At 76.3% G+C, this 13,681-nt stretch carries 11 protein-coding genes; 10 read left to right on the forward strand and 1 reads right to left on the reverse strand.

The window, feature by feature from the left end; translation table 11 throughout:
• Nucleotides 1-107 precede the first annotated feature (107 nt).
• Genes JOF54_RS03400 through JOF54_RS03435 form a run of 8 tightly spaced genes read left to right on the forward strand, consistent with a single transcriptional unit; the run spans nt 108 to nt 10,254 of the window.
• The gene (locus JOF54_RS03400; protein ID WP_210052995.1) at nt 108-1,346 is read left to right on the forward strand and encodes a toxic anion resistance protein; all 1,239 of its coding nucleotides are present in this window, start codon (nt 108-110) and stop codon (nt 1,344-1,346) included.
• A complete protein-coding gene (locus tag JOF54_RS03405; RefSeq protein WP_307803795.1) occupies nt 1,333-1,911 on the forward strand; it encodes a hypothetical protein in 579 nt (192 codons plus the stop codon). The genes JOF54_RS03400 and JOF54_RS03405 overlap by 14 nt, the downstream gene beginning before the upstream one ends.
• A complete protein-coding gene (locus JOF54_RS03410) occupies nt 1,908-3,167 on the forward strand; it encodes an AAA family ATPase (RefSeq protein WP_210052997.1) in 1,260 nt (419 codons plus the stop codon). The genes JOF54_RS03405 and JOF54_RS03410 overlap by 4 nt, the downstream gene beginning before the upstream one ends.
• Entirely contained in the window at nt 3,164-4,489 is a 1,326-nt protein-coding gene (locus JOF54_RS03415; RefSeq protein ID WP_210053001.1) for a GlnX family signal transduction membrane protein, read from the forward strand. The genes JOF54_RS03410 and JOF54_RS03415 overlap by 4 nt, the downstream gene beginning before the upstream one ends.
• On the forward strand, nt 4,486-5,466 hold the full coding sequence (locus tag JOF54_RS03420) for a glutamate ABC transporter substrate-binding protein (RefSeq protein WP_307803796.1): 981 nt from the start codon (nt 4,486-4,488) through the stop codon (nt 5,464-5,466). The genes JOF54_RS03415 and JOF54_RS03420 overlap by 4 nt, the downstream gene beginning before the upstream one ends.
• The gene (locus JOF54_RS03425) at nt 5,463-6,713 is read left to right on the forward strand and encodes a hypothetical protein (protein WP_210053003.1); all 1,251 of its coding nucleotides are present in this window, start codon (nt 5,463-5,465) and stop codon (nt 6,711-6,713) included. Before JOF54_RS03420 ends, JOF54_RS03425 begins: the two co-directional genes overlap by 4 nt.
• Entirely contained in the window at nt 6,710-9,130 is a 2,421-nt protein-coding gene (locus JOF54_RS03430; protein WP_210053006.1) for a serine/threonine-protein kinase, read from the forward strand. Before JOF54_RS03425 ends, JOF54_RS03430 begins: the two co-directional genes overlap by 4 nt.
• Nucleotides 9,127-10,254, forward strand: a complete 1,128-nt coding sequence (locus JOF54_RS03435) for a PP2C family protein-serine/threonine phosphatase (RefSeq protein ID WP_210053009.1) — start codon at nt 9,127-9,129, stop codon at nt 10,252-10,254. Before JOF54_RS03430 ends, JOF54_RS03435 begins: the two co-directional genes overlap by 4 nt.
• 71 nt (nt 10,255-10,325) lie before the next feature.
• Here JOF54_RS03435 and JOF54_RS03440 read toward each other — a convergent pair whose 3' ends face one another.
• Nucleotides 10,326-11,369, reverse strand: a complete 1,044-nt coding sequence (locus JOF54_RS03440) for a M48 family metallopeptidase (RefSeq protein ID WP_210053010.1) — start codon at nt 11,367-11,369, stop codon at nt 10,326-10,328.
• Between the two features lie 131 nt (nt 11,370-11,500).
• On the opposite strand from JOF54_RS03440, the gene JOF54_RS03445 reads away from it, so the two are divergent.
• Complete coding sequence (locus JOF54_RS03445) at nt 11,501-12,787, forward strand: vWA domain-containing protein (RefSeq protein WP_210053011.1); 1,287 nt, start codon at nt 11,501-11,503, stop codon at nt 12,785-12,787.
• The gene (locus tag JOF54_RS03450; RefSeq protein WP_210053013.1) at nt 12,784-13,653 is read left to right on the forward strand and encodes an FHA domain-containing protein; all 870 of its coding nucleotides are present in this window, start codon (nt 12,784-12,786) and stop codon (nt 13,651-13,653) included. Before JOF54_RS03445 ends, JOF54_RS03450 begins: the two co-directional genes overlap by 4 nt.
• The last annotated feature ends 28 nt before the right edge of the window (nt 13,654-13,681 follow it).

Genomic DNA, 13,681 nt, shown 5'->3' on the forward strand with positions numbered 1-13,681 from the left:
CCGACCCGGCGCCGAGCAGCCCCGGTGGACCGCTGGTTCGGCTAGATTCAGTCCCGCCGACCGGCCCTCCAGGGCCCGGCCGCGCCCCGCTCTCCTGGAGGACTCCGATGACCGAGCCCACGTCCGCGCCCTCGCCGCTGGCCCCGCCCGACCCGAGCCCGCTGACGCTGTCCGTGCCGGAGCCGCCGCGCGCGGTCGCCGCCACCTCGGCCCCGGCGATGGCCCCGCAGGTCGACCCGGCGACGGTGCCGGCCCTGGACCAGAAGGTCGACGGCTTCCTCGACGCCCTGGCCACCGCGCAGACCCGGTCCCCGCAGTTCACCGCGCAGGCCGAGAACGTCCGCGCGATGGGCGACGCCGACATCCGACGGGCCGCCGAGACCTCCAACCGGCTGCTGCAGGCTCCCGTCCGGGCGCTGCAGGAGGGCGGGCTGGCCGAGGGCTCCACCGTCGGCCGCACCCTGCTGGAGCTGCGCCGCACCGTCGAGGAGCTCGACCCCAGCCAGGCCACCGGGGCCCGCAAGCTGCTCGGGTTCCTGCCCTTCGGCGACAAGGTCGTCGACTACTTCCGCAAGTACCAGGCGGCGCAGAGCCACCTCGACGGCATCCTGCACAGCCTGCGCAACGGCCAGGACGAGCTGACCCGCGACAACGTCGCGCTGAACATGGAGAAGCAGAACCTGTGGGCCACCATGGGCCGGCTGAACTCCTACATCTACGTCGCCGAGCGGCTCGACGCCCGGCTGGCCGAGCAGATCGCCGCCATCGAGCTCACCGACCCGGAGCGGGCCAAGGCCCTCAGCCAGGACGTGCTGTTCTACGTCCGGCAGAAGCACCAGGACCTGCTGACCCAGCTGGCCGTGGCCATCCAGAGCTACCTGGCCATCGACGTCGTGATCAAGAACAACCTCGAGCTGATCAAGGGCGTCGACCGCGCCTCGACGACGACCGTCTCGGCCCTGCGCACGGCGGTGATCGTGGCCCAGGCGCTGAGCAGCCAGAAGCTCGTGCTGGACCAGATCGGCGCCCTCAACTCGACGACGTCGGACCTCATCCAGCGGACCTCGGAGATGATGCGCGACAACTCGGCGCAGATCCAGCAGCAGGCCGCGTCGGCGACGATCGGGCTGCCGCAGCTGCAGGCCGCGTTCGCCAACATCTACGCGACGATGGATTCCATCGACAGCTTCAAGGCCGCCGCCCTGGACTCGATGGCCACCACGATCGGCACCCTGGAGTCCGAGGTCGACAAGTCCCGCGCCTACCTGGACCGGGTCTCCCGCCAGGACGCCCAGCTGGCCTCCGGCGCCCTCGACCTCGACCCGGCCCCCGGTGCCGGTCGTTGACCGGCGGCCGGCCGTCATGGGGCTGAGGGACTGGTTCGCCCGCCTCGGCGGCCGACCCGACCCCGCGCCCGGGGCCCCGGCGCGCCCCCGCACCCCCACCGCCGAGGACATCGGGGCGGCCCTGGACGGCGTCGAGCAGCTCGTCGCCGGCGGCGCCGTCCCGCCGCTGGTGCAGTCCCGGGTCCGCCGGGTCGTCGGCACGGTCCGCGACACGGTGCCGCGGCTGCGCAACCTCGGTCCCGGCAGCGCGCAGGCCTACTCCGTCGTCGCCACCGCCACCGACTACCTGCCGCAGGCGCTCAGCAACTACACCCGGCTGCCCCGCGCCTGGGCCGACTCCCGCCCCATCGAGGGCGGCAAGACCTCGCTGCTGCTGCTGGTCGACCAGCTCGACCTGCTGGCCGCGACGATGGACCAGGTCCTCGACGCCGTCGTCCGGGTGGACGCCGACGCGCTGATCGCCCACGGCCGCTTCCTGCAGGAGAAGTTCGGCCACCTCGACGCCCCGGCCCCGCTCGACGCCCCGCCCGCCCCGGGCCCGCGCAGCAGCCTGGACCTGCCGTGAGCGACGCCGGACGCCCCGACCCGGGCGGGCTGCGCGCCGTGCTGGCCGAGGCGCTGGACCGGATCGCGGCCCTGCGCGCCCAGCAGGACGGCATCCGCGCCGCCGACCCGCGCGGCAGCAGCCTCGACCTCGACCCCCTCGCCCCCCTGCTCCCCGGCGCCTTCCCCGGGATCGGCGGCCCTTCGACGGGCTCAGGGAGCGGGACCTCGGCACGGCCCGGGCCCGGGTCCCCCCGGCCTGAGCCTGGATCTCCGTGGCCTGAGCCTGGATCTCCGTGGCCTGAGCCTGTCGAAGGCCCGTCGACGGGCTCAGGGAGCGGGACCTCCGCGCAGCCCACCGCGGCGAGCGCACCCGGCCCCACCCCCACCACCCCTGAGCCACCCCCTGCTCGCCCGCTGGCCGAGCTGCTCGCCGAGCTGGACGCGCTGACCGGGCTGGCCGAGGTGAAGGCCGAGGTCCACCGCCAGGTGGCGGTGCTGCGGGTCGAGAAGCTGCGTGCCGAGGCGGGCCTGCGGGCCCCGACGATCACCCGGCACCTGGTCTTCGTGGGCAACCCGGGCACCGGCAAGACGACGGTCGCCCGGCTGGTGGGCGGCATCTACCGGGCGCTCGGGCTGCTGTCCACCGGGACCCTGGTCGAGGTCGACCGCTCCGAGCTGGTGGCCGGCTACCTCGGCCAGACGGCGACCAAGACCGCCGAGGTCGTAGCCTCGGCCGCCGGCGGCGTGCTGTTCATCGACGAGGCGTACAGCCTGGCCGGGGACCAGTACGGCCGCGAGGCCGTCGACACGCTGGTCAAGGAGATGGAGGACCGGCGCGACGACCTCGTCCTCATCGTCGCCGGCTACCCCGACCCGATGGTCGCCTTCATCGCCCAGAACCCCGGCCTGGCCAGCCGGTTCCGGACCACCATCGAGTTCGCCGACTACAGCGACGACGAGCTGACCGCGATCCTGCGCGGGATGGCCGCCGGCGCCGACTACGACCTGGCCGACGGCTGCGTCGAGCGCTTCACCGCCCGGCTCGCCGCCACCCCGCGCGGGCCCTCCTTCGGCAACGGCCGCTTCGCCCGCAACCTGCTGGAGGCCGCCGTCGGCCGGCACGCCTGGCGGCTGCGGGAGGTCGAGGAGCCGACGCTGGAGCAGCTGCGCACGCTCGCGCCGGAGGACTTCGACGACGTCGCGGCCGACGCGCTGCCCGACCTGGGGCACCCGGTCGACATCACCCTCGGGCCCGACCAGGAGGAGACGCCGTGAGCCAGCCCAGCGCCGGGACCGTGACCGCCCCGGCCCCCGCCGTCCCGGCCCCGCCGGCGGCCACCCCGGCCGTCGGCCCCGGCACCGCGCCCGCGACGACGGCCGGGGCGGAGGCCCCCCGGACGTCGTCGCTCAGCACCCCCCGTCGGCTCCAGCTGCTCAGCGCCGGGACGGTCGTGGTCGGGGTGCTCGTCGCCCTGGTCGGGGTCGTCACCTTCGGCCTGCTGGCGCTCGTGCTGGACCGCGCCGAGTCCGACACCGAGCAGCTGGTGCGGGTGCAGTCCATCCAGACGAACCTGCTCAGCGCCGACGCCACGGCCACCAACGCCTTCCTGGTGGGCGGCCTGGAGCCGGCCGCCCAGCGGGCCACCTACGACGAGGCCCTCAGCACCACCAGCGGCATGATCGCCGAGGCGGCCCGGGCCCAGCCGGCCGACGCGACGGCGCTCGCCGAGCTCAACCGGCAGCTCCTCGACTACGACGCGGCGATCGAGCAGGCGCGCGCCAACAACCGGCAGGGCTTCCCGGTGGGCGCCCAGTACCTCCGGGGGGCCAGCGCCCAGCTGCGCGCCTCCGCGCTGCCCGTGCTCGACGAGCTGGTGGCCGCCAACGCCGCGCGTGCCGGCAGCCGGATGCGGGTGGGCGCGGGCGCCGTCTTCCCGGTGGTCGTCGCGCTGTCGCTGGCCGCCCTGGTGCTGGCCCAGCTGTGGCTGGCCCGCCGCTTCCACCGCCGGGTCAACCCCGGCGTGCTGGCCGCCTCGGTCGTGCTGCTCGTCGCGCTGCTGGCCTCGGTCGTCGGCCTGGCCCGGCTCGCCGACGGGGTGCAGGGCGTGCGGTCCGGCCCGTTCGCCGACGTCAACGCCGCCGCCGGTGCCCGGATCGGCGCGAACGACGCCAAGGCCAACGAGAGCCTGACCCTCGTGGCCCGCGGCTCGGGCGGGACGTTCGAGCGGGCCTGGACCGCCTCCGCCGGCCGGGTGACCGAGCAGCTCGACGTCCTCGACCGACCTGCCCTGGACGACGCCTGGTCGGGCTACGCACGGACGCACGCCGAGATCCGCGCGCTCGACGACGGCGGCGGCTGGGACGAGGCGGTGGCGCTGGCCACCGGGACCGGGGCCGAGCAGGCCAACGGCCGGTTCGCCGCCGTCGACAGCGGGCTCGCGGAGGAGCTGCAGACCTCCGGCGAGGCCACCGGGAACGCGCTCGCGGGCCGGACCCCCGGCCTGGTCGTCGCCGCCCTGCTCAGCCTGCTCGCCGGGGTCGCCGTCGCCCTGCTGGGTCGCCGCGGGGTGGCCGACCGGCTGCGGGAGTACCGGTGAGCCGGGTGGGCCGGCTGCGCGCCGGGCTGGCGGCGGGCGTCCTGCTGGCGCTGCTGCCGGCCTGCGGGGTGCTGGCCGACGACCCGACGCCGCTGCCCGCGGCACCGCCGAGCACCGCGGCCCCGTCCGCGCCGCCCGCGGCCGCCCCGGCCACCTGCACCGACCGGCTGCAGTCCTACGCGCCGGACGGCCCGCTGCCCGCCCCCGACGACCTGCCCGCCGGCTCCACGATGGCGAAGATCCGCGAGCGCGGCCGGCTGGTGGCCGGCGTCTCGGCCGACACCTACCTGCTGGGCTCGCGCAACCCCCTCAACGGCCGCGTCGAGGGCTTCGACATCGACCTCGTCAAGGCGGTGGCGAAGGCCATCTTCGGCGACGAGGACCGCTACCAGCTGCGGGTGATCACCGCCGCCGACCGGATCCCGCTGCTGGAGAGCGGCGACGTCGACCTCGTCGCCCGCAACATGACGATCACCTGCGACCGGTGGACCCAGATCGCCTTCTCCAGCGAGTACTACCGCTCCGGGCAGAAGATCCTCGTCCGGCGGGGCTCCAAGGCGACGACGCTGGCCCAGCTGGGCGGCAGCCGCGTCTGCGCCCCGCGCGGCACCTCCAGCCTCTCCACCCTGCGGGAGAAGGCCCCCCAGGCCGTCGCCGTGGAGTCCGACAGCCACACCGGCTGCCTCGTGCTCTTCCAGCAGGGCCAGGTCGACGCGATCACCGGCGACGACACCGTGCTGGCCGGGCTGGCGGCGCAGGACCCCTACGCCGTCGTCCCCCGCCAGGACGCCTTCACCGAGGAGCCCTACGGGCTGGGCATGAACGCCGACGACGTCGACCTCGTCCGCTTCGTCAACGCCCGGCTGGCGCAGATGCGCGGCAACGGCGAGTGGGAGGCGATCTACGACCGGTGGCTGGCCGAGCCTCTGGGACCGGCGCCCGCCCCGCCGAAGGCCGTCTACGGCAGGCGGCCGTGAGCCTCCCGGCGGCCGCCGCACCCCGCGGCGAGCCGGTGCCGGGCGACGCGGCGACGCTGGCCCCCGCGGCGCCGGGCCGGCTCGGCGTCGCCGTCACGGTCGAGGAGGCCGCCCGCTACCTGCCGGCGCTGGAGCGCTGGGTGGCGGCGCGGCGCACCGAGCTCGACGCGCTGGACCGGGCCGCGCTGGCCTCGCCGCACGGCGCGGGCGCCACCGACGACCTGCTGCTCTCGATGGCGCTGTGGAAGTCGGTCGCCGACCGCACCGCTCTGCTGGGGGCCACCTGGGCGGGCGGCCGGGTGGGCCCGGTGGAGCGGGAGCGGCTCTCGACGCTGGTCTGGGGACGGCTCGACACCCGGGTCACCGCACCCGGCCCCTCGGGCGGGCTGGGCGAGACGGCGGCCGGGCTGGCCGTCTCGCTGCCCGAGGCCTGCCGGCTGTCCGACGCCCTGGTGGCCTCGTTGCGGGTCCGGCTCGGCCTGGACCTGTCCGCGGCCGAGGTGACGGCCCGGCTGCGGGCGCTGCGCGCGCAGCTCGAGCGGATCCGCGAGCAGGTGGGCACCGAGCCGCCCGGCACGCACCAGCAGCAGGGCTCCGCGACCGCCGCGCGGCTGGCCCGGCGGCTCGCCGAGGTCGGCGACAAGGCCGGCCGCGGCGGCGACGTGGACGGCCTGCTGGGACCCCTGGAGATCGAGGCCTCGACCGTCGAGCGCGACCTCATCGTCGGCGCCGCCCGCCGCCGCGAGGCGGCCTCCCGGCTGGAGCGCGCCCGCGCCCTGCGCAGCCAGCTCGAGGCCCGCGAGGCGGCGCTGGAGCAGCTGGTCCGCGACTGCGTCGACGCCGTCGACCCGGCGCCGCGCTACGCCGTCCCCGACGTCTCGGCGCTGGGTCCCGTGCCGAACACCCCGGCGCTGCTGGAGACCTACCTCGGCCGGCTGGAGCAGGTGTCGCGGGCGATGGCCGTCGTCCAGGGCGCCTACGGCCAGGCGCTGCGCGACCACGAGGAGCTGGTCGCCCGGCTCGACGCCCTGCGGGCCAAGGCCGCCGCCCTCGGCGTCGCCGACCAGCCGGACCTGCGCCGCGCCCACGCGCTGGCCGCCGAGACGCTCGCCCGGCGGCCCTGCCCCAGCGCCATCGCCGCGCAGCTGGTCGCCCTCTACGTCAGCTACCTGGCCGCCGCCACCGACCCGCGGGAGCCCCGCGCCGTCCCGTCCGCCCCCCGCACCCCCGAGGAGCCGCACCCGTGAGCGCCTGCACCGAGCCCGGCTGCACCGGCACCTACGTCGACGGCTACTGCGACGTCTGCGGCTCCCCCGCCGCCGCCACCACCCCCGCGAACCCGGCCCCGGTGGCCGCGCCGCCGACCGGCGCCGCACCCGTCGCCGTCGGCCTGGCCCCCGGCCGCTGCACCCAGCCGGGCTGCACGGGCAGCTACGCCGACGGCTACTGCGACGTCTGCGGCTCGCCCGCGCCCGCGGGTGTGGCGAGCGCCCCCGGGCCCGGCCCCCGCCCGGCGACCGCCGCCGGCCCGGAGCACCCCCTCGACGACGGCGGCGCCACCGGCCCGGCCGGCGCCGCCTCCAGCCGCACCCGCGGGTCCAGCCGTCTGGACTCGGCGGCACTGGGCTCGCGGCGGGCCGCCTCGTCGGGCTCGGTGGTGACCGCCCGCGTCCGCTCCGGCTCGGTCCGGATGCGCGCCGCCCGGCTGGGCGCCGGGCTGACCCGGGTGCCGCCCGCCCCCGTCGTCGACGCCTCGGCCGCGGTGATGCAGGACCCCGTGGTCCCCGAGGACAAGCGCAGCTGCTCGGTCTGCGGCAACGCCGTCGGCCGCTCCCGGGAGGGCCGGCCGGGACGCCCCGAGGGCTTCTGCCCCCGCTGCGGGAGCGCCTACTCCTTCACCCCCAAGCTCCGGTCCGGTGACGTCGTCGCCGGCCAGTACGAGGTGGCCGGCTGCCTCGCCCACGGCGGCCTCGGCTGGATCTACCTGGCCCGCGACCGCAACGTCTCCAACCGCTGGGTGGTGCTCAAGGGCCTGCTCAACACCGGCGACGCCGACGCGCTGGCCGTGGCCATCGTCGAGCAGCAGTTCCTGGCCCAGGTCGAGCACCCGCTGATCGTCGAGATCTACAACTTCGTCACGCACGACGAGGCCGGCTACATCGTCATGGAGTACGTCGGCGGCGTCTCGCTCAAGCAGATCCTCAAGCAGCGGATGCGCGACAACGGCGGCGTCTTCGACCCGCTGCCCGTCGACCAGGCGCTCGCCTACGTCCTCGAGGTGCTGCCCGCGTTCAGCTACCTGCACGAGCTGGGGCTGGTCTACTGCGACTTCAAGCCCGACAACCTCATCCAGGTGGGCGACGCGGTCAAGCTCATCGACCTCGGCGGCGTCCGGCGGCTCGACGACGACGAGTCCGCCATCTACGGCACGGTCGGCTACCAGGCGCCCGAGGTGGCCCGGCTGGGCACCAGCGTCGCCTCCGACATCTACACGATCGGCCGCACCCTCGTCGTGCTGATGACGGAGTTCCGCGGCTACCAGACCCGCTACGTCGCCACCCTCCCGCCGGTGGAGGAGACACCGCTGTTCGTGGAGCACGACTCGCTGTACCGGCTGGTGGCCAAGGCTTGCGCACCCGAGCCCGCCGACCGGTTCGCCTCGGTCGACGAGCTCCGGGTGCAGCTGCTGGGCGTGCTCCGCGAGGTCGTCGCGGCGCAGACGCCGGGCGCCGCGCTCACCTCGGCCGCCTCGGTGCTGTTCGAGGCCCCGGCGGTGCTCGGCGCCACCCTGGACTGGCAGGCGCTGCCGGCCCTGCGCGCCGACACCGGCGACGCGCAGCACGGCTGGCTCGCCAACCTGGCCGCGGCGGACCCGGCCGAGCGGCTGACGCTGCTGGCGGCCGCGCCCGCCGACTCCCCCGAGGTGTGGCTGGCGCGCGGCCGGGCCGCGCTCGAGCTGCGCCGGACCGCCGACGTCGAGCAGGCCGTCGAGGCCATGCTGGCGGCCGACCCGTGGGAGTGGCGTGCGGTCTGGCTCAGCGGGCTGTCGGCGCTGCAGCGCGAGGACTTCCCCTCCGCGCAGGCGGCGTTCAACGCCGTCTACGGCCAGGTCCCCGGCGAGCTGGCGCCCAAGCTGGCCCTGGCGCTGGCCTGCGAGCGGGGCGGGGAGGCCGTCGTCGCCGAGAGCCTCTACCGGACCTGCGCCGGCACCGACGCCACCTACGTCGCCCCGGCGGCGTTCGGGCTGGCCCGCATCCGCCGGGCCCGCGGCGACGTCACCGCCGCCGTGGCGGCGCTGGACCTGGTGCCCTCGACCAGCCGTGGCTTCACCGACGCCCGCCGGCTGCGGGCCTCCTACCTGGCCGAGGACGGCGACGGCCTGCCCGCGCTGGGCCAGGCCATGGCCAGCCTCGGCGGGGTCCGGATCGACGCGCAGGAGGAGGCGCAGCTGAGCGTGCAGATCCTGTCCCGGGCCCTGACGCTGGTGGACCAGGGCGGACCCCGCGACGACGTCCGGATCGGCCCGCACGCCGCCCGGTCCGAGGAGCTCCGCGACGGCCTGGAGGCCGCCTACCGGCGGTGGGCGTCGACCGAGGCCGACGAGCAGCGCCGCTGGTCGCTGGTGGACCGGGCCAACGAGGTGCGAAGGTGGACCCTGCGATGACCGAGACCTCTCCCCCGGCCCCCGCGCCGACCCCCGGCGCCCGGCTGACCTGCCCCTCCTGCGGGGCGGAGGTGACCGACGCCGAGCGCTTCTGCGAGGCCTGCGGAGCGCCGCTGAGCCCGACCACCGAGGCGGTGGCGCCGGGCGGCGCCGGCGCCGAGAGCCCGGTCGAGCTGAGCGGTCGGGTCGGCGCGACCGCGGTCGGCGCCGCCCCGGCCCCGCCCGCGCCGGCTGCCGGCCCGCCCTGCACGAGCTGCGGCGGCGTGGTCGACGCCGACGGCTACTGCACCACCTGCGGGACCAAGGCCCCGAGCCCGCGCGACCACTACGTCGAGCAGCCCGCGACCTGGGTGGCCGCCGTCTGCGACCGCGGCATCCGGCACCACAAGAACGAGGACGCCACCGCCGTCGCCGCGGACCCCGAGCCGGGCTCGCGCGCGGTGCTGGTGGTCTGCGACGGCGTCTCGACCTCCACCGACTCCGACGTCGCCGCCCTGGCCGGCGCCCGCACCGCGCGCGACGTGCTCGTGGCCGCGCGGGCCTCCGGGCTCGGCGTCGCCGCCAGCCGGGCGGCCGCCCTGGCCCAGTCGCTCGGCGTGGCCTCCGCGCAGGCCAACGAGGCCGTCATCGCCAACACCGCCCCCGAGAGCGACAACGCCGCCTCCTGCACCTTCGCCGCCGCCGTCCTCGAGGGCGACCTCGTCGTCTTCGGCACCGTCGGCGACAGCCGGGTCTACTGGCTGCCCGACGCCGGGGCCGGCGACCCGCTCCAGCTGAGCGTCGACGACTCGATGGCCCAGGTGCGGATCGAGATGGGCGTCGACCGCGTCGAGGCCGAGAACGGCCCGCAGGCCCACGCCATCACCAAGTGGCTGGGCCGCGACAGCACCGACGTCGTGCCGCGCACCGGCTCGATCGCCCTCGGCGTGCCCGGCTGGCTCATGGTCTGCTCCGACGGCCTGTGGAACTACTGCTCCAGCGCCGCCGACCTCCAGGCCCTGGTCGCGACGACCCAGGCGGAGACGGGCGCCGACCCGCTGCCCCTGGCCCGGGCCCTGGTGGTCTGGGCCAACGCCCAGGGCGGCCGCGACAACATCAGCGTCGCCCTCGCCCGGCACGCCTGAGCGCTGCTGCCTGAGCCCGTCGAAGGCCCTTCGACGAGCTCAGGGCGCGTGCGGCTCAGGAACGGGGTCGCTCAGGACGGCGGGCGCTGGCCCTGCCACCAGTCGCGGACGCGGTGGGCGGCGAACCCGCCCACCGAGCCGACGGCCGACCCGATCTTGCCGACGAGTCCGACCAGCGGGTCGGAGGAGCTGGAGAACATCTGCTGGTACGACGCGGCCGCGGCCCGGACGTCGTCGCTGATCGGGGTCCGGGCGTCGTCCTCGCGGCGCAGGTAGTCCCCGGCCAGGATCTCGCGGTAGTCGCCCGTCGCCGCCCACTGCTGCAGCTCGGCCGCGCGCAGGGCGGCCATCGGGTGGGTCTGGCCCGAGATCTGCAGCAGCTTGAGGACCGAGTCGCGGACGTCGCCGCTGGACTGGTACTCCCGGGCCTGGTCGAGGAAGCCGGCGACGTCCATGTCGTCGGGGTGCAGGGCCCCGGCCAGCGCGGCGTGCACCTTGAGCGCGGCGGCGGGGTCCTGGGTGCAGAGCAGGCCCGCCCGGTCGGCCGAGAGCTCGGCCTTGCGGTACCACTCGTGCAGGGCCAGCACGATGGCGCGCAGCCCCCACGCGCCCAGCGGCAGCCACTGCACCGAGGCCGAGATCGCCACCAGCTGGGTGAGCACCATCCGGTACAGACCGTGCCCGGACAGCACGTGGCCGACCTCGTGGCCGATGACGAAGCGCATGCCGTCCGCGTCCAGCAGCTGCAGCATCCCGGTGGTGGTGACGATGACCGGCCGGTCGGTGCCGACGGTGAACGCATCGGGGTGCGGGTCCTGGGTGACGTAGAGCTCGGGCACCCGCGGCAGGTCCAGGGCGGTGGCGCACTCGGTGACCATCACGTGCAGCTCGGGGTACTGCCGCGCCGAGACCCGGACGGCGGTGGCCAGGTAGAGCAGCCGCTCGCTGCGCTCCCCGACGGCGCCGAGCACCGCCTTGAGGACGGCGTCGAAGCCCGGGATGGCCCGCAGTGCCACCAGCGCGCCGCGGTCGGCGGGGTGCTCGTAGGCGCGGGGGCTGATGCCGGCGAAGCGGATCCGGCCCGGGCGCAGGGCCCGGCTGTCGGCGTAGCTCATGGCCGCGATCGTAGGCCCGGCGCGCCCGCGGCGGGAGGTCCCGCACCGGCTCCGCCGACCGCGTCGACCGGCATACTGAGGCTGACGAGCCGGACCGCGGTCCGGGACCCAGCCGAGGAGGACCCCACGCGATGGCCGAGTTCAGCGCCAGCGTCTACCAGAACGAGTTCCTGCCCGACGGCGGCACGGACGTCAACGCGATCGTCACCCTGACCTGCTCCGGCGCGGGGGCCGCCGGTCAGACCGGCGGCGGGGACGCGGGCGAGATCATCATCGTCGACACCTCCGGCTCGATGGGCCGCACCAAGCTGGAGGCCGCCAAGACGGCCGCGGCCGCCGCCGTCGACCAGGTCATCGACGGCACCTGGTTCGCCGTCGTCGCCGGCAGCCACCAGGCCTACCTGGCCTATCCGCCGGTGCGCAGCGGCGCCGGCCTGGTCCGGATGGACGCGGCGGCCCGGCACGGCGCGCACCAGGCCATCGCCCAGTTCCGCGCCGACGGCGGCACGGCCATGGGCACCTGGCTGACGCTGGCCGGCCGGCTGTTCGACTCGGTGCCCGCGCTCGCGCAGCGGCACGCGATCCTGCTGACCGACGGCGAGAACCACAACGAGACGCCCGAGCAGCTGAGCACCGCCATCGCCGGCGTCGCCGGCCGGTTCCAGTGCGACTGCCGCGGCGTCGGCGTGGACTGGCAGGTGGCGGAGGTGCGACGGATCGCGCAGGCCCTGCTGGGCAGCGTCGACATCATCCCGGACGCCGCGCAGATGCAGCAGGTCTTCGCCGAGCTGATGCAGCGCTCGATGGGCCGCGGCGTCGCCGAGGCGCAGCTGCGGGTGTGGGCGCCGCAGGGCGCCGAGGTGCTGTTCGTCCGCCAGGTCGCCCCCACGGTGGAGGACCTCTCCGCCCGCCGGACGCCGGTGAACGCGCTGACGTCGGGCTACCCCACCGGCTCCTGGGGCGACGAGTCCCGCGACTTCCACGTGAGCGTCCGGCTGGCCGCGAAGGGCCTGGGCCAGGAGCAGCTGGCCTCCCGCGTGCAGCTGGTCGTCGGCGAGCAGGTCGTGGCCCAGGGCCTGGTGAAGGCCCGCTGGTCCGACGACGACAGCCTCACCACCCGGATCAACCCCGAGGTCGCCCACTACACCGGCCAGACCGAGCTGGCCGAGGCCATCCAGGACGGGCTTGCCGCCAAGGCGGTCGGCGACGAGGAGACGGCGACGACCAAGCTCGGCCGCGCCGTCCAGCTCGCGGCCGCCACGGGCAACGACGAGGCGACCAGCAAGCTGCGCAAGGTCGTCGACATCGACGACCCCGACACCGGGACCGTCCGGCTCCGGCGGGCCGTGGACAAGGCCGACGAGATGGCCCTGGACACCGCCTCGACCAAGACCACCCGCGTCCGGACGCAGGGATGAGCGCGGTCTGCCCGGCCGGGCACCAGACGGTCTCCCAGGACTACTGCGACGTCTGCGGGCTCCCCGTCGGCGGCGCGCCGGCTCCCGCGGGGACGGGCCCGGCCTGGGTCCGCGACGCCCCGACCGGTTCCCGGGTGCCCGTCTCCAGCTCGGCCCCCGGCGCCGCACAGGCGTGCCCGCACTGCAACGCCCCCAACCCCGAGGACGCGCTGTTCTGCGAGGCGTGCGGCTACGACTTCACGACCGGCGCCGCGCCGCGGCCGCTGACCCCGCCCGCCGCCGCCCTCGGTGAGGTCCCGCCGGCTCCCGGCGCGGACCAGGCCGACGCCGGCCGGCCGGCCGCCCCGCCGCCCGGCGCCCCGCCCGTCGCCGCGGCGCCCGAGGCCGGGGCCGACGTGGCCCCGACGGCCGCTCCCGCCCACCTGCCAGACACCGCCGGCGGCGGCTCGGAGTTCGCCTGGGTGGTGGAGATCTGGGTCGACCCGTCCTGGTACCAGGCGCAGGAGAGCCCCGACCCGCTGCCGTCCGCGGGGCTGCCGGTGGTGCGCCCGCTGCGCGGCCGCTCGCTGCTCGTCGGCCGGGTGTCGAAGAGCCGCAACATCCACCCTGACGTCGACTGCGGCACCGACTCCGGCGTCAGCCGGCGCCAGTGCCAGCTGACCACCGACGGCAGCCGCTGGTGGGTCGAGGACCTCGACTCGGCCAACGGCACCTTCGTCGGCCCGGCCAGCGGCGCGCTGCCCGAGGACCCCGTCCCCGTCGGCGCCCGCCAGGAGCTGCGGCCCGACGACCGGGTCTACGTCGGCGCCTGGACCCGGCTGGTGCTCCGGCCGGCCACCGACGAGGAGCTCGTCTCCCTCGGCTGAGCGGTCACGGCACCGCCGCGTCCACGCT

This window comes from Microlunatus capsulatus (genome assembly GCF_017876495.1).
Lineage (GTDB): Bacteria > Actinomycetota > Actinomycetes > Propionibacteriales > Propionibacteriaceae > Microlunatus > Microlunatus capsulatus.